Here is a 17,403-nt window from a genome sequence, read left to right as displayed (position 1 = left end):
AGTAAAAAAACGAAAATCGTCGCAAACGGCATAGTCGCTTGTGACGAAAAGCTGTCACATTTTCGACATGCCGGGGTTCGGAAGAAACCACCCAAGTCTGCGCGTAGCCCTGAACAAGGTCCTGATGACGCGGCCGGCACTATAAAACTTCCGGTTTAAAGGGGAACAACATGGCAATATGCAGTTACTTGCCAGATCTGCTTTGTAAATTTCCGGCAATCGACGATACGACGATACGAATGGCTCGCAAAAGCGTTGATGATGGCTTCAAGGCCCTCGTCCGCGAATATGTCAATATCATCGATGCTCTGGTCCAGCCGCTTCAGGTGTTTCTGAATTTTCTTGAAAAATTGTTCGTGAGCTCGCCTTGGATCGTTATCCTGGCCGTGATGGTTGCCATCGTCTACTATGGCAGCCGCGACATGCGCATCACCATCGGCACGATCCTCTCAATGGTGTTGATCGGCCTTGTCGGCCTGTGGAACGACACGATGGTGACCCTGGCCATGGTCACGGTCTGCACGTTCATCGCCATCATCGTCGGGCTGCCGATCGGTATCCTGATGGCCCGCTCCGAGCGCGCCCAGTCGATCATCAATCCGATACTCGACGTCATGCAGACGATGCCGAGTTTCGTCTATCTGATCCCTGTGGTGATGATCTTCGGTATCGGCAAGGTTCCGGGCCTGATCGCCGTCGTCATCTATGCCGTCCCGCCGATGATCCGGCTGACCAACCTCGGCATCCGATTGGTCGACAAGGAAGTGCTCGAAGCGGCCGATGCGTTCGGCTCTTCGCCTTGGCAGCGGCTGAAAAATGTCCAGATGCCGCTGGCGCTGCCGACCATCATGGCCGGCATCAACCAGACCATCATGATGTCTCTCGCCATGGTCGTGGTCGCATCGATGGTTGGCGTTGGCGGTCTTGGCCGCAACGTGCTGCAGGCGATCAACAACCAGTTCTTCACCGTCGGCTTCTTCAATGGTTTCGCGCTTGTTGCGATCGCCATCATTTTTGACCGCACCAGCCAGGCCTATGGCAAGCGGCTGCAAAAGCACTCGGAGGTGATCCATGGCTAGTCACGCAATCGAGGTCAAGAACCTCTACAAGATCTTCGGACCACGCGGCCGCGACTTCGTCGATCAGGTCAAAACCGGGCTCGGCAAGACCGAACTCAATGAAAAGCATGGCCATGTGCTCGGCCTGCAGGACATCAACATCTCCATGCCGGCCGGCGGCGTCATGGTGGTCATGGGCCTGTCCGGCTCCGGCAAATCGACGCTGATCCGCCACATCAACCGCCTGATCGACCCGACGGCCGGCGAAGTGCTCTACGATGGCGTCGATGTCTGCAAGATGAACGAAAACGACCTGCGCGAATTCCGGCGCCACAAGACGGCGATGGTCTTTCAGAAGTTTGCGCTTCTGCCCCACCGCACGATCATCGAAAACACCGTCTACGGCCTGGAAATCCAGGGCGTGCCGATGGAGGAGAGCCGCAAGCGGGCGCAGGGCTGGATCGAACGCGTCGGCCTCAAGGGGTTTGAAAACCACTACCCCAACCAGCTCTCGGGCGGTATGCAGCAGCGCGTCGGGCTTGCCCGGGCGCTGACAAACGATGCCGATATCCTGTTGATGGACGAGGCCTATTCGGCGCTTGATCCGCTGATCCGCGTCGATATGCAGACGGTGCTACTCGACCTGCAGAAGGAGCTGAAGAAAACCGTGGTGTTCATCACCCACGATCTCGACGAAGCCCTTCGGCTCGGCGACAAGATCGCCATCCTGCGCGACGGCAAGGTGATCCAGCAAGGTACCGGCCAGGATATCGTGCTCAAACCGGCTGACGAATACATCACCGCCTTCGTCAAGGAAGTGAACCGCGGTCGCGTCATCAATGTCGAAACGATCATGAAACCGCTATCCGGCAACCCCGAAGGCGTGCCGGTCACGATCGGAACCGTGCTCGAAAGCGCTGCCCGGCTGATGACGATGGCCAATCAGAATATTGCCCATGTCGTCGATGCCAATGGCCGGCCGGTCGGCTCGCTCGACCTTCGCACGATCATTTCCGCCATGGTGACGCCGATCGGCCATGAACTGCAGGCAGCCTGAGAACTGCCTTTCTCAGGAGGACAGGGCGGACAACCCGGCCTGTCCCGCCCCCGTCTTGCGAGGCTCGCCTCCCAATCTATCGGCAATTGTTTTCGACAACCGAACGCCGGGCTTTTCGATGGCGAAATGAGCCACAAGTGCGGTCACGACAACGAGTGTGACCATCACAAGGGTCATGATCACGCCGAAAGCCGCCCCGCGCACGCCGAACCCGAAGAACTCCTCCTGTGCAATCGAGAACGGGCCGACGAAGGCTTGTCCCGTCAGTTTTTCGATGACGCTGGCGGCGTTGATCATGCGGGCCTGGACGAAAATGTGCACCATGTAGATGCCGTAGGACAACGTCCCCAGCCACAGGAAAATCCGGTGGTTGAGAATGCGGCTGAGCGCACCGCCTTCGTAACTGAACACGCAGATGGCCAGCGCAAACACAAAGGGCGCAAAAATGTTCACCGGCCCCTTGCCGGCAAGCGCGACGAACCCAAGAATGGCACCCAGCGCGAGAAATTCGACGCATGTGGCAGCAACGGAGGTGCCGCGCGGCGTAGCCGCGCCAAGGTGGCGGGCGACCAGCCACGGCCCGAGGACGTGATAGAGCAGCGCCCCCAGTGAAAAGCCGTAGAGGCAACGGACAAGGCCAAGATGCCATGTGGTGTCCATATGGTCCGGCGACCAGGCATAGATTGCCGCCATCCCGGCCGCGATCACCGGAATGAAGACGATCCAGTGGCGGCGGCCGAGCGACAGGACGGCAAGACCGAACAGAAGATAGGTCCAGACCTCCGCCGAAATGCTCCAGCTGGGACTATTCCAGGCCAGGCGCACGTCCATCCCAATCCCGTTCAGAAGCAGCAGGCTGTTGATCAGCTCGCCGATGCTGTTGCCATCCGAAAAAGGCGGGGCGCCGTCGCCTCGCAGTGCCGGTACCGTCAGCCGGAGCAGTTCGAACGCGACGAAAACCGCAAGCACCGCCAGGTGCAGCGGATAAACACGGCCGAGCCGTACGATCGCGAACCGGAGATAGGCGGTACGGTTGGAAATACTGGAGCGGTAACGGTGGGCGATGACGAAACCGGACAGAACGAAAAAGTAATCGACGAACAGATAGGCGTTGCGGATGACAAGACTTTCCGACAGCGGCCCGGACGCAGGAAAGTGCATCATAGCGACGAGCAGCGCGCAAATCCCCCGCCAGGAATCCAGCACCGCGAAGCGAACCCTGGCCGGGCTTCCGGTGCCGTTGGGATCGGCGGCAGCATAGTTGCGGATTTCGGAACTGGTCATGATCCTGCTGGCTCCACCCACGGCGCAAAACATGCACGCCTAACGCGCATGACGATGGAGAAAGCGTTATGCGGCGCGCCCGAAATTTTGCGTTAACCGGACCGCTGCATAGGCAAAAATCCGGCAAATAGGTAAATGAATTCGGCAGACGGGACCGCCGCCAGCTCAACACCCGCCTGCCAATGAACCGATCTTTACCACGATTTAACCATGTCGAGGCACTGTGCAAAAAGGCACCCAAACCGCTGTTCCACGCCCGTCGCGCGACTAGAACGGGTCGCTCCGGAATGGGATGGACGGCAATGACCGCCAACGTCTTCGCCGCCAGTTACGGACACCGCCTTGCGAAACGCAGACACCAGAATGTTCATACCGCGGCCGGCGCCCGAAGGGGTTGCGACGATGAGGCGCGCCGCAACGACATTGCTGTCGGCGTTCGGCCTGTTCGTCATGATCTTCACCCTCAATCCCTTCATGGGAGATGTGGTGTCCGAGGGCGACGTTGGAACGACGGCGAATGTGGTCAACCAGATCGGCTATCTCGGGCTGGGCGCGCTGTTCATTTTCTCCATGCTGGCCTCCGTTGATCCCCGCACATTGATGAAGCTGGTCTCACCCAGCTGGCTGATCATTTTTGCCATCGCCTATTTCTCCTGCCTGCAGTCCTACGATCCGACGGCCTCGGCACGCGGCTTGACGCTTAGCCTTGTCGCCATGCTTGTGGTCGCCGGCGTGCTGGTCCTGCCGCGCAGCGAGAAGGACTTTGTCGAGGCCTGTGCCAATGCCGTGCTGCTCCTGCTCATCATCAATTATGCCGCCCTCGTGCTATTGCCCGAAAGGGCGATCCATCAGGCCTCTGCTCTGGAGTCATGGCACGCCGGCTATTGGCGCGGTCATCTTTCGCACAAGAATGTGTCGGCCCCGGTTTTTTCGGTGATCGCCATGTTCGGCATCTACTGTATTCGCTCCGGCGCGCGCATGCGCGGATGGGCCATCACGCTGCTTGCCGTCATCTTCGTTCTTCATACCGGCTCGAAGACGACCATCGGCTTCCTGCCGCTGGCGATCGGCATCGTGCTGTGCGGCAGCGCCATCCGCAGTTCCGGCGCCATCGTCATCGTGCACCTGTGTTTCGCGGTGCTCGTCACCTGCCTCACCGTCGGCACGATCTATTCCCCCAGCCTGCTTGCGATGACCGCAGCCGTGCTGGATGATCCGACCTTCACCGGCCGCGATGCAATCTGGCAGTTTGCATCAGACAGCATCGCCGCGCATCCCTGGTTTGGACATGGCTATGCCAGCTTTTGGCAATCGCCGGTCATTCGCGGCATGGAGGCCAATTTCGAAGCGGATTGGGACGTGCGCGGTATCGTATCGGCCCACAACACCTTTCTCGACGCGCTGCTGACCTTCGGCATTCCGGGCGGCGTGGTGATCATCCTGCTTCTCTTCGTCAAACCGCTCATCGACTATATCCGCGCCGCCCGCCGTAGTGACAGCAGGAATTTCTCCGAGTTCTGCATGATGGTCATCATCTTCATGACCTATAACGGCATGATGGAGTCCTTTATTCTCAACCGAGCCGACCCGCAGTGGATGCTTCTGGCACTGGCGGTTTTCGGACTGAACATGGCGGCACACTGCAACTTGCGGCGCAATGCGGACTGAGAACATCAGGTACTGCGCACTTGCAATCATATAAGGATATCTTTATATGATTGGAAAACCCGATGAGATCAGGATCCCCCATGACCGTGCACGCCAATCCGCTTTCCGACCTGCTCGCCGAAAAGGGTGTTCTGCTCGCCGATGGTGCGACCGGCACCTCGTTGTTTGCAATGGGACTGGAAGCGGGCGAAGCGCCGGAGCTCTGGAACGAAGCCAAGCCTGAAAACATCACCAAGCTGCATCAGGATTTCGTCGATGCAGGCGCCGACATCATCCTGACCAATTCGTTCGGCGGCACACGTCATCGCCTGAAACTGCATCAGGCGCAGGATCGCGTTTACGATCTCAACAAGCGCGCCGCCGAAATCGCCCGTGCCGTTGCCGACAAGGCTCCCCGCAAGGTGATCACGGCAGGCTCCGTCGGTCCGACCGGCGAATTGCTGATCCCGCTGGGCGCCATGAGCTATGAGGATGCGGTCGAGGCATTTGTCGAGCAGATCGAGGGCCTGAAGGCCGGCGGCGCCGAAGTCGCCTGGATCGAGACGATGTCCGCAACGGACGAAATCCGCGCTGCAGCGGAAGCAGCCGTCAAGGTCGGGCTGCCTTATGTCTATACCGGCTCGTTCGACACGGCCGGCAAGACGATGATGGGCCTGCATCCGAAAGATATGTTCGCCGTCGCCCAGGACATCGGCAGCGGCCCGGTCGCAACCGGCGCCAATTGCGGCGTCGGTGCTTCCGATATCCTGTCGTCACTGCTCGACATGACGGACGCCAATCCAGAAGCGAACATCATCATCAAGGGCAATTGCGGCATTCCGGAATTCCGCGGTTCGGAAATCTACTATTCCGGCACACCGCCGCTGATGGCCGACTATGCCCGTCTTGCCCGAGATGCCGGCGCCAAGATCATCGGCGGCTGCTGCGGCACATCCTGCGAGCATCTGGCCGCGATGCGCGTAGCGCTCGACACCTATGTACCGGGTGAACGGCCGACCGTCGAAGCCATCGTCGAGCGTATCGGCCCGATGCGCAACAAGACCGCCAATGAAGGCCCATCCGCCCCGGCGCGTGAACGCGGCAACCGCCGCCGCGGCTGAGCGGAACACAGTCGTCAAACTTGAAGGGCCTGAAAATCAAATGGTTTTCAGGCTATTCTCGTTTCAGGCTGTGGCAGCGGCCTGGAAGAAGCGGATGTAGCCATCCTTCAAGCCCGGCTTGATGCAATCCGTCATCAACAGCGCCAGATGGAAGATCGTTTCGATCTCCCGCTCCTGTTCGATCATTTCGGCCAGATAAACCACCACCTCATCATACTCTGCAGCCTTGGTCCGCACACTCTGCAGAAATTCCGCCATGGCGAGCCGGCCGTTCATCAGCAGCACGTCGCCGCGTTCCGCAGGTGACAATCGCAGCGAGCCGCGCAGCGTGAAAACGTGCACGTCCAAAAACCGCAAAAGGGCGGCATATTTTTCGCTGTCCGCAGGAAGGCCTGCTTTCACGTAAAGATTGCTGGAGGCGTCCGCAATCCCTTTTCCCGTCGCCCAGATGCCGAGATCGTACCGGTAGATCAGCGACGGATCATGGAGAATTCTGCCGGCGGTGATCAATGCAAAGGTCAGGCTCCAGTCGCAATAGCCGCCCTTGGTCGGGTGAGCCTGCGTGAAGAACCGCAGCAACGGCACAAAAGCGCTGGTCCGGTAAATGCTGTAGAAAATGCTGTTATTGCCCATCACCTTGCGGGAAAATTCCTGCAAACGCTCGGCCGGTGACAACGCATCGATCGCAAAACACTCCGTCTGGCAAACCCCAGTCTCCGCCGTCCAGATCTGCGTGTGCGGACGAACACCAATAACGTCACCTGGCAGCGAGGAAAGATCGACCGGCGTTTCGCCCGCGTTGAAATGGATCTGATCGTCATCGCCCATCGGCAGCAGGAACGGCGTGTCAGCGAGTGACATGGCTTCCAGCCAATTGCCGGACGCATCCTCGCTCGGCGAAGAATGATAGAGCAGATTGGGCGAACGGTTTTGAAGAAACGCGCGCTTTTCCGGATCGCGGGAATTGTCGGACACGATCAGCCGCGCGCCGGTTTTCTCGGCATAGGCCAGCGCACTCTCGATCGCACTAAGCGACTGCGTCAACGGCCGGTTGCTGGGCATGCAGATCGAAAGCTGGGCCATACTGGGTACCATTCGAAAAATGTCTGAACATCCAATCGGCGCCATCGGCCGACCATAACATTCGAATATTCTCCATTACCACCGGCAAGGCTGCGCCAGCCTTGCGGGCTGAATCCAGTTTTGCCCCAGCCTCGGCCGATAATCCTCCGTTCGACTGATCCGTCGTGACACAAAGAAAGCCTAGAGATGAACGGTACACCCACCCCGTTTTCCACCCGTGATTCCGTTGCCGAAAAGCTGACGGCGCTTGGCAAAAGCGAACAAGCCTACCTTTTGCTGATGATGCAAAATGCCGCGCAGGACGAAAATTTGATCGAAGGTCTGTATCGCCAACTCGACCTTGCCTCGACAGCCAAACTGTTGAACTCGCTCAAGCTCGAAAAGCTTGGCGAATGGATGGGCTCAAATGCCCCTGCCCGGCTGCAGATCCGCCTGATGGAAGCGGCCAAATCCAGCCACCATGCCGCCTATCAGGCGTTCCGCGCCGGGCTGGTGCGTTCGGGCGGCTTGGAAAAGGCTTATCCAAAAGCCTGAATGCGCAAACGATGTGGCTGCGGCTTTGGGGCGATCGCAAGACGCCCTCCGTTTCACCGGAAAGCGTCTGGTTGCAAGTCAGAACAGATACATCATTCTCCACTGAGGCTTTTGGCGAGCCGTACCAGATTGAGGAACTCTGCCCGGTAGCCATAGCCATCCTCGCCCTTTGCGCCAGACGCAAGGTCAAGGATCGAGCCATAGGGATAGGCGGACACGGCATCCGTTCCCCGCAGTTTTTGACCAAAGGCCGCAACGGCGACGGAGAACCGGACATCCCGTCCCGCCTGTTCAAGCGTTGCCACGGTATTCGTTTGCGTCACCGGCGTGGTGATCAACTGGCTCGTATCGCTATCCGGCTGCTTGTAGCGGATTTTCAGAAAGGCCAGCTCCGGGGATGCCTTGACATCGACCTCCTCAGCCAGAGCAGCGGCACCATAGCGCAGATCGTCATTGAGAACCGCCGGGCTTCCCTTCGGCGTGATCTCGTAGATCGCAGTGACCCGGTGGCCGGAGCCGATATCGCCGGCATCGACCTTGTCATTGTTGAAATCCTCGCGGTTCAACGCACGGGTTTCGTAACCGATCAGGCGATACTCGGCGATTTGCTGCGGATTGAATTCCACCTGAAATTTCAGGTCCTTGGCAATTGGGAAGAGCGACGATCCGGCCTCCTCGACCAGCGTTTTCTGCGCTTCGGCCAGCGTGTCGATATAGGCAGCGGTGCCATTGCCGTTCTGCGCCAGCGTCTGCATCAGCGCATCGTTGTAATTGCCACGGCCAAAGCCGAGCACCGACAGGAAAATGCCGCTTTTGCGCTCGGCCTCGATCGTTGCCTTCAATTCGTCATCACTGGACGGGCCGACATTGAAATCGCCGTCGGTGGCCAGCATGATCCGGTTGACGCCGCCTTTGACGAAAGCCTGCTGCGCCAGATTGTAAGCGGCCTCCAGCCCCTGCGCCCCCGCTGTCGAGCCGCCCGGCTGCAGCGTATCGATCGCGGATAGGATTTTCGCCTTGTCCTTGATGGCCGTCGGTTCCAGCACCGTACCGGCATTGCCGGCATAGGTGACGATGGAGACGGTATCTTCAGGCTTCAGCTTCTCGACCAGAAGCCGGAAGGCACTTTTCAGAAGCGGCAGCTTGTCGGGCTCGTCCATGGAACCGGACACGTCGATCAGGAACACCAGGTTGGCGCGCGGTGCCACCGCCGGGGCAACATCATATCCCCTGATCCCGACATGCATCAGCCGCGTGTTGGCATTCCACGGCGTCGGCAGCACGGTAACCGTCGCCCTGAACGGCGTGTCCTTGCCGTCCGGACCCGGCCAGTCATACGGGAAATAGTTGATCATCTCCTCGACCCGCACGCTCTCGGGATCCGGCATTTCCCCCGCTATCAGCGATTTACGCACGAAGGAATAGGATGCCGTATCGACATCCGCCGAAAAGGTAGAGACAGGATCGGTGGCGACGGACTTGACCGGATTGGTATCGGCCGAGCTAAAACGGTCGCGGTTTTCTTCCGGTTGCGCCAGGGTATCGACAGGGGCGGGGGACGGAGATGGCATGGCGAGGCGTTCGCTGATCATCCCTTGCTCAATAGCAGGTGCCGCCGCCATGGCTCCTTGAACTTGCGGTGCCATTTCCGGTTGGGCGACGGCATCTGCCTGTTCAGCTGATGAAGCGGCCGCAGTTCCAGAGGCAACCCTTTTTGCGCTTCCCCCCTGCGTATCCTGGCTGTTCAAAAGCGCCGCAGTTTCGTCGGCAGAATAGCCGCCTGGCTGTTTTTTCTGCTGCGGCTCTGGCTGCACCAGCTGACGGTCCTGCAAAGCCATTTCCGCATGAGGTTTTTGCGCTTCACTGTCTAAACTTGCAGGCGCATCGGCCTGTTCCGTTTTCGCCACCTTGTTATCCATCGCTACACCCGTCGACTTAACCGTATCCACCGGCAAGCCCTGCCGCGTCAGCTCCAGCGTGAGAAAGGCGGCGGCGGGCACCACCAAAAGTGTGGCAAGTGCCGAACCTGCGAGGAATCTTTTGTTCATGACGTAGCTCCATAGCCTGTTGAATATGGAGCTTTGACGCCGGCCACCGGCGGTTCCTTGGGTGGCGTCGGAATTATTTTCAGATGCATCGAAAGCCTGCATTGCCAGCGACAGGGCGCGTGCGCGCGCCGCCGGTGAAGGCGCCGGCGGGGTCATCTGACCGAGGTTTTTCAGATCGTCGTTCATCACATCGTCTCCCTGCCGAGCAGGATTTTCAACCGTTTGCGGGCTTCATGCACATGCCAGGACACCGTTGCTTCCGAACATCCCATCACATCGGCTGCGGCGGCGTGGGACAAACCTTCCCCATAGACCAGCAGCACGGCATCGCTCTGTTTATCAGGCAATTTCCGCACGGCCTCCCATAAAGCCTCGGCCTGACCGTGATTGTCGTTTGCCGCTGCGCTGGTCGGGTCGGCCAGGAAGTTTGCGGCGTTGCGTCTTTCCCGTGATTGACTGCGCTGATGATCGCGCGCGGCATTCAAGGTCAGCGTGTAGAGCCAGGTGCGAAAACGGCTGGCACCGCGAAACGCCCGGATCGCCTGCCCCAGCTTCAGGCATACCGTCTGGGCGATATCCTCGGCATCGCCCACATTGCCGGACCAGCGCCAGGCAACGGCATGGACGAAATCATAATGCTTTTCGACGAGCAGGCCGAAGGCGTCTCGATCGCCCTTCTGTGCCCGTTCGATAAGATCCTCGTCCAAATCACCCGCCCGGATTTGATGCAACTGGTACTAAGACGTTCGGTCCTAGCCGATCCTTGGGTCGGGATCGAAATTATTTTGACGATCCTGGAATTTTCCGTGTCACCGCAATGATCGGCCCCATCGGATGGGTGTTGTCGTAGCGCGCCAAAGCCGGAGAAAACAGGCTGGAGATCGATCCATCGAGAAAGAGCGCGTTGGCACAACCCAGCTGATCGCGAAACAGGGTCGCAAAATCGTGGAAGCGCACCGGCTCCAGCGCGACGGCAAAAACCGCCATGCCCTGCCGATCGACGCCGACACCATTGCGAATCTGCAGGCTATCGCTTTTCGGGAGGAAGGCCGGATGCACAGCACCGTCGATCACCAGCATCGGTCCGGATTGCGTGGCGAAATCCGGCTTGATCGCTGCATCGACATAGGCTTCGGTTTCCAGGACACCGGCGCGGCCACCCTGCAGAAAGAAAACGCCATTGGGCTTCAGGTAGAAATTACCCCAGCTGTGGCCGCGGTCGAGGGTTTTGCGCTCGACGCCATCGGTGACCAGCAGGCCGACCGACGTCAGATCGCGCTCGTACATGCCGCCGTTCATGGCGAATTCCAGATATTCGCCCTCCTGCCGCAAATCCCGCAAGAGAGGTTCAAAGCCGCCATAGGGTTGCCCATCGCGGCCACGATGAAAAATGCCGATATCACTGGCGGCAGGATCGAAACTGCAGACCGCATAGCGTTGCGTCAGATGCGTCACCTTACGGCAGGCAGCCTCTGATTCCTCTGCGGACAGAATCGATGCGGTCATGGCCAACCCGATGCTTAAGGAACGAAACATATCCACCTCATTTCACACGCGTCCGACCCTGTCGCGCGACAACAGCAAAATGGAGGCAGGAGTTCTATAAACCGAGGGAAGCCATATGGAAATGCAGCTGCTCCGCCGGGTACCGATACCCGGCCCCGGCAGGGCAGGCATTGCGGGCGATACATCCCCCAGCCATGCAGCCGCCCTGCCCCTCCGCTGTCTTGAGATAGGCCCGGCACGGCGTAATTTGAAATCCGGAAGGCAAAACAGCCTGCGCCGGACAGCTGGTGAGACAGGGCTTGCTGGGACAGTGATCGCAGGGATGTAGATGATTGGGGCTCGCCGCCGGTGGAAAAGCCTGCGCGAAACCCAGCGCGCCGCGATATCCGTGCCAAAGACCATACTGCGGATGAATGAGAATGCCGAGCGGTGACGCTTTCAAGCCCTCCGCCTGCATCGCCCATTGCTGGAACGGCTGCCAGGGCGGATCCGAGGGGAAATAGGCGGTGGCGCCAAAAGCGCCCGCGACCGGTTGGATCACGACTTTAGACCAGGCATCGAGCGGATGTTCGCCACCACGGTCGGGCAAGGAATTGCGCCAGCGCTCGAACGCCGTCCAGATAGAGCCGCCCACATTCCCCAGAAGCACGACACTGCGGGCCGCCTGTCCGTCACTCAAGACAGGCGCCGTTTCGCCATCGGCAAAGCTGACGACACCGCGTAAAAAAACTCCGTGCGGCGCAAGCGCTGCACGGAGTTCACTCAAAACATCGTTGGATGTCACGGGACCGGTCATTTCGGTTTCGGCCCCTGCCTGTCGTAATGTGGGCGCCAGACTTCCTTCTGGATGAAATCTGCTACTTGCGCCGCTCCGCCTTGCTCCCTGGCTTGTTCGGGCTCTCTTCAAGTGAAGGCGTCGGGCATCGAATCCTTCTTCTTGGCGATGAAATCGAGCAGCGCTTCATCGATCGCGGCATCCAGCGGCGGCCGTTCGTAATGTTCCAGCCAGCTGCGGGCGAGCGCGTTAGCGCGCTGCTCGACGCGCTTTTCGCCCTCGATTTCCCACTGTTCGAAGGAATTGTTGTCTGCGAGAGCCGAGCGGTAGAATGCCGTCTGGAAATTGGCCTGGGTATGGGCGCAGCCGAGATAATGGCTGCCCGGTCCGACTTCGCGGATAGCATCGAGTGCCTGCGCATCTTCGGAGAGATCGATGCCTTCAGCCATCTTCTGCATCATGCCGAGCTGGTCCTGATCGATCATGAACTTTTCATAGGACGAGACCAGTCCACCCTCAAGCCATCCGGCGGCGTGCAGCACGAAGTTCGTACCCGCAAGCAGCGTCATGTTCAACGTGTTGGCCGATTCGTGGGCTGCCTGCGCATCGGGAACCTTCGATCCACAAAGCGAGCCGCCGGTGCGGAATGGCAGGCCGAGACGGCGGGCGAGCTGGGCCGCACCATAAGACACCAGCGACGGCTCCGGCGTTCCGAAGGTCGGCGCGCCCGACTGCATCGAGATCGATGCCGCGAACGTGCCGAACAGCACCGGTGCGCCCGGCCGGATCAGCTGCGTGAAGGCGGCACCGGCCAGCACTTCGGCCAGAATCTGCGTCAGCGTACCCGCGACCGTCACCGGGCTCATGGCGCCGGAGAGGATGAACGGTGAAACGACGCAGGCCTGGTTGTGCCGGGCATAGACCTTCAGGGCGCCGACCATGGTCTCGTCGAAAACCATCGGCGAGTTGGCGTTGATCAGGTTGAGGGTGACGCAATTGTTTTCGACGAAATCATCGCCAAACACCAGCTTGGCCATGGCGATCGTGTCTTCGGCGCGTTCCGGTGCCGTCACCGAGCCCATGAACGGCTTGTCGGAATATTTGATATGGCTGTAGACCATATCGAGATGGCGCTTATTGACCGGAACATCCACCGGCTCGCAGACGGTACCGCCCGACGAATGCATCGACGGCGCCATATAGGCGAGTTTTACGAAGTTGCGAAAATCCTCGATCGTCGCGTAGCGGCGCTGGCCTTCGAGGTCGCGAACGAAGGGAGGCCCGTAAACCGGTGCAAACACCGTGGCCTTGCCGCCGATCTGGACGTTGCGCTCGGGATTGCGCGCATGCCAGGTGAAGGTGGACGGCGCAGTTTTCAAGAGTTCCCGGCACAAACCCTTGGGAAAATGCACCCGCTGTCCGCGAACGTCGGCTCCGGCTTGCTTCCAAAGCGCCAGCGCCTCTTCGTCGTCGCGGAATTCGATGCCGATTTCCTCGAGAATGAGATCGGCATTGGCCTCGATCAGTGCCAGGCCTTCCTCGTCGAGCACCTCGTATTCGCGGATCTTGCGGGTGATATAGGGAAGCGACGGCGGAGCGCCACCACCGGTACGCGAAGCACGACGGGCTGCGGCACCCCGGCCCTCGCCGCGCGAGCGGCGTCCGCCGGTTTCTTCCGTTTGCTCGGTCACATCTACCATTTTGTTATCCTCTCCCGCGCCTCGTCTGCGCACATGTCGGGCCTATGCTACCAAGCCCCAGAATCCGAACGGTTCTCAATGCGCCAACGGGTGGCGCAACTCGAACACGATCGCGGCAAGACCTGCTCGGCACGTCTCTGACCAAAACTGTTTGAATTGCCGATATCACATTTTTCATCGGTCAAATCCGGCGATACACGGTTTTTATCGGATGTGGCCACATGCGGTCTGCCAGCGATCGAAGCGCCGTCGTTTTTCATCGCATGCGACGTCGCTTTCGAAAAGAGCTTTTGGAACCAACAAAGCTAAGTATAGTAGCTGCGTCGGCGAGGTTTGAGCCTGACAGCGCCAGGAACCGAGGAAACCCACATGGCAGACGACGAAATCATTCTCGAGGATCTTTCCGACGACGAGCTCGTGCAGCAGATGCATGACGATCTCTACGACGGCATGAAGGAAGAGATCGAGGATGCGACCCAAATCCTGCTGAAGCGTGGCTGGGCTCCCTATGATGTCCTCACCCAGGCACTGGTCGAAGGCATGCGGATCGTCGGCGTCGATTTCCGCGATGGCATTCTGTTTGTTCCTGAGGTTCTTCTATCGGCCAACGCCATGAAGGCCGGCATGTTCATCCTGCGTCCACTGCTCGCCGCCACCGGCGCACCGAAGCAGGGCAAGGTGGTCATCGGCACCGTCAAGGGCGATATCCACGACATCGGCAAGAACCTTGTCGGCATGATGATGGAAGGTGCGGGCTTCGACGTCATCGATCTGGGGATCAACAACCCGGTCGAGAACTATCTCGACGCCATCGAGCGCGAAAAGCCCGATATCCTCGGCATGTCCGCCCTTCTGACCACGACGATGCCTTACATGAAGGTGGTGATCGATACGATGAAGGAAAAAGGCATGCGCGACGATTACGTCGTCCTGGTGGGTGGCGCGCCGCTGAATGAGGAATTCGGCAAGGCTGTCGGCGCCGATGCCTATTGCCGCGACGCGGCAGTGGCCGTTGAAACTGCCAAGGAATTCATGAAGCGCAAGCACAACCAGCTGGCCGGCGCCTGATCGAGCGCATTTGAGCATGCAAAAACCGGCCGCGCTGATGAAAAAGCGCGGCCGGTTTTTTTATATTTTGCCCAACCTTTAGTTGGCAGCGCGATCAACCTTGCGGCCGGCATCCTGGGTCGCATCTACGGTGTTGGCGGCATCGGCGCCCATGCCGCGAATGGTATTGCCGCAGGAAGCAAGCGTGGTGACGGAAAAGAGTACGAGACCGATCGTGGCGATTGTCTTTGCTGTCATGGGTCGGGTTCCTTATTGTGACAGATAACGTTGGCGTGGAAGAAAGATCTTCAGCTATGGAACGCACGAAAACGGAAAAAGTTCACGTCATCGCTTGCGGCGCGATTGCCCGTGAAATCCTTGCCGTCTGCGAGGCCAACAAGCTCGGCCATATCGACCTCAGCTGTCTTCCCGCCATCTGGCATAATACCCCCGACAAGATCACGCCCGGCATCAAGAATGCCATCGACAAGGCCCGCGCCGAAGGCTTTGGCCGCATCTTCGTTGCCTATGCCGATTGCGGCACCGGCGGGCTGCTCGACAAGCTCTGCGAAGAAGAAAAGGTCGAGCGCATCGCCGGTCCGCACTGTTTTTCCTTCTTCGCCGGCAATGCCGCTTTCGAGGCCGGATGGGACGAGGATTTCACGTCGTTCTTCCTGACGGATTTTCTTGCCCGCCAATTCGAGGCCTTCGTCGTCGAACCGCTCGGTCTCGACCGCCACCCGGAACTGCGCGACATGTATTTCGGCCACTACAAGAAACTCATCTACCTCTCGCAGGTCGAAGACGAAAAGCTGCAGGAAAAAGCCCGCAAAGCCGCAGACACGCTAGGGCTGACCTACGAATACCGGTTCACCGGTTATGGCGACCTCACCCCGGCGCTTCTGCACGCCTGATCGCCCGGAAACCATCTGTTAGCCTTGCTCTCAATTTTGCATCAAGCGCTGCATTTGACTTAAGTGCATCGTAACTGCCTGCCGCCAAACTCGCCTGAACAAACACAATAAAAGGTGACGGGGATGACGGACATTTTCGCAACGGACCTATCGGCAAGGACTGCGGCACACAGCCATCACCGGCAGCAGCTGTCCCAGCTCCTGCGCAATCTCTCGCTCAATGCCGGACCGAAAATCACCCTGCGCGATCTCGCCGTTGCCATGGAAGACCGCTCCTTCGGCGCCTTCCTCGTCGTGTTTGCCCTTCCCAACCTCATCCCTCTGCCACCGGGCGCCACCTTCATCCTCGGCCTGCCGTTGATTTTTATCGCCTGGCAGATGTTTGCCTCGCGCCGCACCGGCATCTGGCTGCCGAAGCGCATGGGCGACTATGCCTTCGACAACACGACATTCTTCGTTTTCGTCAACCGTATCTCGCCCTGGCTCCAGCGCGCCGAAACCCTGATCAAGCCGCGCGGCTGGTTCCTCGGCAGCCGGCTGGCCGAACGGCTGATCGGCCTTCTGGCGCTTATCCTGGCGGTGGTGATCTTCCTGCCCATTCCCTTCGGCAACTGGCTGCCCGCCTTTGCGCTTGCCGTCATCGGCTTTGCCCATACGGAGCGGGATGGCCTTGGTCTTGTCGCCGGCGCCCTGATCGGCATCCTCTCCCTTGCCGTCGCCGGCATGGTCATCCTCGCAGCTGGCGCAGTCCTGGCCTTCATCATTTAAGACGGACGGTGATCGCCGGCATGACTTCCGCAGCCAACCCACAGATCGTCATCGTCACTGCCGGCGGGCGCAATCCGCAGATCCTGATCAACGCCTTGGCTAGCCGCTTTGGCAGTGTCACGGTTTTGCTGGAACAGCCGGAATCGAAGAAACTCTTTCTCAAGCGCCGTATACGCAAACTCGGGCTGATCACGGCTGCCGGCCAGTTTGCCACGATGGTGGCCTCGAAATTCGGCAAGCGCTTTACCGGGAAGCGCACGGCAGACATTCTGCGCCAATACGACGTCGATGACCGCGAAAATCCGGCCATTCCTGTGATCGCAGTCGGCTCCGTCAACACACCTGAAGCAATCGAGCAGATCCGCGCCAAAAATCCGGCGGTCGTGTTCCTTGTCAGCTGCCGCATGCTGTCCGCCTCGACGCTGTCAGCCTTGCCCTGCCCGGTCGTCAACTTCCATGCCGGCATCAATCCACAGTATCGCGGCCTGATGGGCGGATACTGGGCGCGCGTGGAAAACGACGAGGCCAATTTCGGCGCAACGGTGCATCTGGTCGATACAGGCGTCGATACCGGCGACATTCTTTATCAGTCGCGCATGACACCGTCGAAAAACGACACGATGCACACCTATCCGCTGCTGCAGACCGCAGCCTCCACGGACATTGCCATCCGCGCCATCGACGATGCGTTGTCTGGCAATCTCAAGCCTCTGCCGGCAAACGGCAATTCGCGTCAGTGGTATCATCCGCCGGTCTGGACATGGCTCTGGAATGGCTTCTCCCGCGGTATTTGGTAGTTATATCATCAACATTGAGGACAAGTCGCTTTTGAGCATGACGCGCGTCGTGCCAAGGTGAGCC

The 17,403-nt window shown here is 59.3% G+C and carries 17 protein-coding genes; 9 read left to right on the top strand and 8 right to left on the bottom strand.

Annotation, left to right across the window (positions count from 1 at the left end):
- Window positions 1-170: 170 nt before the first annotated feature.
- Window positions 171-1,079, top strand: a complete 909-nt coding sequence (locus ACP7E6_RS03505) for an ABC transporter permease (protein ID WP_426227940.1) — start codon at window positions 171-173, stop codon at window positions 1,077-1,079.
- Window positions 1,072-2,115, top strand: coding sequence for a quaternary amine ABC transporter ATP-binding protein (locus tag ACP7E6_RS03500; RefSeq protein WP_426227938.1), 1,044 nt, complete (start codon window positions 1,072-1,074; stop codon window positions 2,113-2,115). The genes ACP7E6_RS03505 and ACP7E6_RS03500 overlap by 8 nt, the downstream gene beginning before the upstream one ends.
- A gap of 12 nt (window positions 2,116-2,127) precedes the next feature.
- On the opposite strand, the gene ACP7E6_RS03495 is transcribed toward ACP7E6_RS03500, so the two are convergent.
- Complete coding sequence (locus ACP7E6_RS03495; RefSeq protein WP_426227936.1) at window positions 2,128-3,399, bottom strand: acyltransferase family protein; 1,272 nt, start codon at window positions 3,397-3,399, stop codon at window positions 2,128-2,130.
- Window positions 3,400-3,801: 402 nt separating this feature from the next.
- Between ACP7E6_RS03495 and ACP7E6_RS03490 the strand changes: the two genes are divergently transcribed.
- On the top strand, window positions 3,802-5,067 hold the full coding sequence (locus ACP7E6_RS03490; RefSeq protein ID WP_426227934.1) for an O-antigen ligase family protein: 1,266 nt from the start codon (window positions 3,802-3,804) through the stop codon (window positions 5,065-5,067).
- Between the two features lie 80 nt (window positions 5,068-5,147).
- Window positions 5,148-6,167 carry a betaine--homocysteine S-methyltransferase gene (gene bmt, locus ACP7E6_RS03485; protein ID WP_426228534.1) on the top strand — a complete coding sequence of 340 codons (1,020 nt, stop codon included), beginning with the start codon at window positions 5,148-5,150 and terminating at the stop codon, window positions 6,165-6,167.
- A 63-nt stretch (window positions 6,168-6,230) separates the two neighbouring features.
- Here bmt and ACP7E6_RS03480 read toward each other — a convergent pair whose 3' ends face one another.
- Entirely contained in the window at window positions 6,231-7,262 is a 1,032-nt protein-coding gene (locus ACP7E6_RS03480; RefSeq protein ID WP_426227932.1) for a hypothetical protein, read from the bottom strand.
- A gap of 174 nt (window positions 7,263-7,436) precedes the next feature.
- Here ACP7E6_RS03480 and ACP7E6_RS03475 point away from each other — a divergent pair, with 174 nt between their 5' ends.
- A complete protein-coding gene (locus ACP7E6_RS03475; RefSeq protein WP_426227930.1) occupies window positions 7,437-7,784 on the top strand; it encodes a hypothetical protein in 348 nt (115 codons plus the stop codon).
- 92 nt (window positions 7,785-7,876) lie between these two features.
- Here the strand turns inward: ACP7E6_RS03475 and ACP7E6_RS03470 are convergent, their stop codons facing one another.
- The 5 genes from ACP7E6_RS03470 to ACP7E6_RS03450 all read right to left on the bottom strand — a co-directional run bounded on the left by ACP7E6_RS03470 (window position 7,877) and on the right by ACP7E6_RS03450 (window position 13,813).
- On the bottom strand, window positions 7,877-10,018 hold the full coding sequence (locus ACP7E6_RS03470) for a YfbK domain-containing protein (protein WP_426227929.1): 2,142 nt from the start codon (window positions 10,016-10,018) through the stop codon (window positions 7,877-7,879).
- Window positions 10,018-10,539 carry an RNA polymerase sigma factor gene (locus ACP7E6_RS03465; protein WP_426227927.1) on the bottom strand — a complete coding sequence of 174 codons (522 nt, stop codon included), beginning with the start codon at window positions 10,537-10,539 and terminating at the stop codon, window positions 10,018-10,020. Before ACP7E6_RS03465 ends, ACP7E6_RS03470 begins: the two co-directional genes overlap by 1 nt.
- Window positions 10,540-10,612: 73 nt before the next feature.
- Window positions 10,613-11,368 (bottom strand): phosphodiester glycosidase family protein, encoded by a 756-nt coding sequence (locus ACP7E6_RS03460; RefSeq protein ID WP_426227925.1) that lies wholly within the window; start codon window positions 11,366-11,368, stop codon window positions 10,613-10,615.
- A 64-nt stretch (window positions 11,369-11,432) separates the two neighbouring features.
- Window positions 11,433-12,134, bottom strand: coding sequence for a ferredoxin (locus ACP7E6_RS03455; protein ID WP_426227923.1), 702 nt, complete (start codon window positions 12,132-12,134; stop codon window positions 11,433-11,435).
- A 107-nt stretch (window positions 12,135-12,241) separates the two neighbouring features.
- Window positions 12,242-13,813 (bottom strand): trimethylamine methyltransferase family protein, encoded by a 1,572-nt coding sequence (locus ACP7E6_RS03450; protein WP_426227922.1) that lies wholly within the window; start codon window positions 13,811-13,813, stop codon window positions 12,242-12,244.
- A 369-nt stretch (window positions 13,814-14,182) separates the two neighbouring features.
- On the opposite strand from ACP7E6_RS03450, the gene ACP7E6_RS03445 reads away from it, so the two are divergent.
- A complete protein-coding gene (locus ACP7E6_RS03445) occupies window positions 14,183-14,881 on the top strand; it encodes a corrinoid protein (protein WP_426227920.1) in 699 nt (232 codons plus the stop codon).
- A gap of 78 nt (window positions 14,882-14,959) precedes the next feature.
- Here ACP7E6_RS03445 and ACP7E6_RS03440 read toward each other — a convergent pair whose 3' ends face one another.
- Window positions 14,960-15,118 (bottom strand): hypothetical protein, encoded by a 159-nt coding sequence (locus ACP7E6_RS03440; protein WP_060640439.1) that lies wholly within the window; start codon window positions 15,116-15,118, stop codon window positions 14,960-14,962.
- A 35-nt stretch (window positions 15,119-15,153) separates the two neighbouring features.
- Between ACP7E6_RS03440 and ACP7E6_RS03435 the strand changes: the two genes are divergently transcribed.
- The 3 genes from ACP7E6_RS03435 (at window position 15,154) to ACP7E6_RS03425 (ending at window position 17,339) form a co-directional block, all read left to right on the top strand.
- Window positions 15,154-15,774: a DUF1638 domain-containing protein gene (locus ACP7E6_RS03435; RefSeq protein ID WP_426227918.1), complete on the top strand. Its 621-nt coding sequence runs from the start codon at window positions 15,154-15,156 to the stop codon at window positions 15,772-15,774.
- A 123-nt stretch (window positions 15,775-15,897) separates the two neighbouring features.
- Window positions 15,898-16,542 carry an exopolysaccharide biosynthesis protein gene (locus tag ACP7E6_RS03430; protein WP_426227916.1) on the top strand — a complete coding sequence of 215 codons (645 nt, stop codon included), beginning with the start codon at window positions 15,898-15,900 and terminating at the stop codon, window positions 16,540-16,542.
- Between the two features lie 20 nt (window positions 16,543-16,562).
- Window positions 16,563-17,339 carry a formyl transferase gene (locus ACP7E6_RS03425; RefSeq protein ID WP_426227914.1) on the top strand — a complete coding sequence of 259 codons (777 nt, stop codon included), beginning with the start codon at window positions 16,563-16,565 and terminating at the stop codon, window positions 17,337-17,339.
- The last annotated feature ends 64 nt before the right edge of the window (window positions 17,340-17,403 follow it).

The sequence above is a fragment of the Pararhizobium sp. DWP3-4 genome, assembly GCF_049898205.1.
GTDB lineage: Bacteria > Pseudomonadota > Alphaproteobacteria > Rhizobiales > Rhizobiaceae > Pararhizobium.
This window is presented reverse-complemented; position numbering and strand designations above follow the sequence as displayed.

Coding starts and splice junctions, on each gene's coding strand:
- ACP7E6_RS03505 (WP_426227940.1), top strand. CDS start 171: ATGGCAATATGCAGTTACTTGCCAGATCTGCTTTGTAAATTTCCGGCA.
- ACP7E6_RS03500 (WP_426227938.1), top strand. CDS start 1,072: ATGGCTAGTCACGCAATCGAGGTCAAGAACCTCTACAAGATCTTCGGA.
- ACP7E6_RS03495 (WP_426227936.1), bottom strand. CDS start 3,399: ATGACCAGTTCCGAAATCCGCAACTATGCTGCCGCCGATCCCAACGGC.
- ACP7E6_RS03490 (WP_426227934.1), top strand. CDS start 3,802: ATGAGGCGCGCCGCAACGACATTGCTGTCGGCGTTCGGCCTGTTCGTC.
- bmt (WP_426228534.1), top strand. CDS start 5,148: ATGACCGTGCACGCCAATCCGCTTTCCGACCTGCTCGCCGAAAAGGGT.
- ACP7E6_RS03480 (WP_426227932.1), bottom strand. CDS start 7,262: ATGGTACCCAGTATGGCCCAGCTTTCGATCTGCATGCCCAGCAACCGG.
- ACP7E6_RS03475 (WP_426227930.1), top strand. CDS start 7,437: ATGAACGGTACACCCACCCCGTTTTCCACCCGTGATTCCGTTGCCGAA.
- ACP7E6_RS03470 (WP_426227929.1), bottom strand. CDS start 10,018: ATGAACGACGATCTGAAAAACCTCGGTCAGATGACCCCGCCGGCGCCT.
- ACP7E6_RS03460 (WP_426227925.1), bottom strand. CDS start 11,368: ATGTTTCGTTCCTTAAGCATCGGGTTGGCCATGACCGCATCGATTCTG.
- ACP7E6_RS03455 (WP_426227923.1), bottom strand. CDS start 12,134: ATGACCGGTCCCGTGACATCCAACGATGTTTTGAGTGAACTCCGTGCA.
- ACP7E6_RS03450 (WP_426227922.1), bottom strand. CDS start 13,813: ATGGTAGATGTGACCGAGCAAACGGAAGAAACCGGCGGACGCCGCTCG.
- ACP7E6_RS03445 (WP_426227920.1), top strand. CDS start 14,183: ATGGCAGACGACGAAATCATTCTCGAGGATCTTTCCGACGACGAGCTC.
- ACP7E6_RS03440 (WP_060640439.1), bottom strand. CDS start 15,118: ATGACAGCAAAGACAATCGCCACGATCGGTCTCGTACTCTTTTCCGTC.
- ACP7E6_RS03430 (WP_426227916.1), top strand. CDS start 15,898: ATGACGGACATTTTCGCAACGGACCTATCGGCAAGGACTGCGGCACAC.
- ACP7E6_RS03425 (WP_426227914.1), top strand. CDS start 16,563: ATGACTTCCGCAGCCAACCCACAGATCGTCATCGTCACTGCCGGCGGG.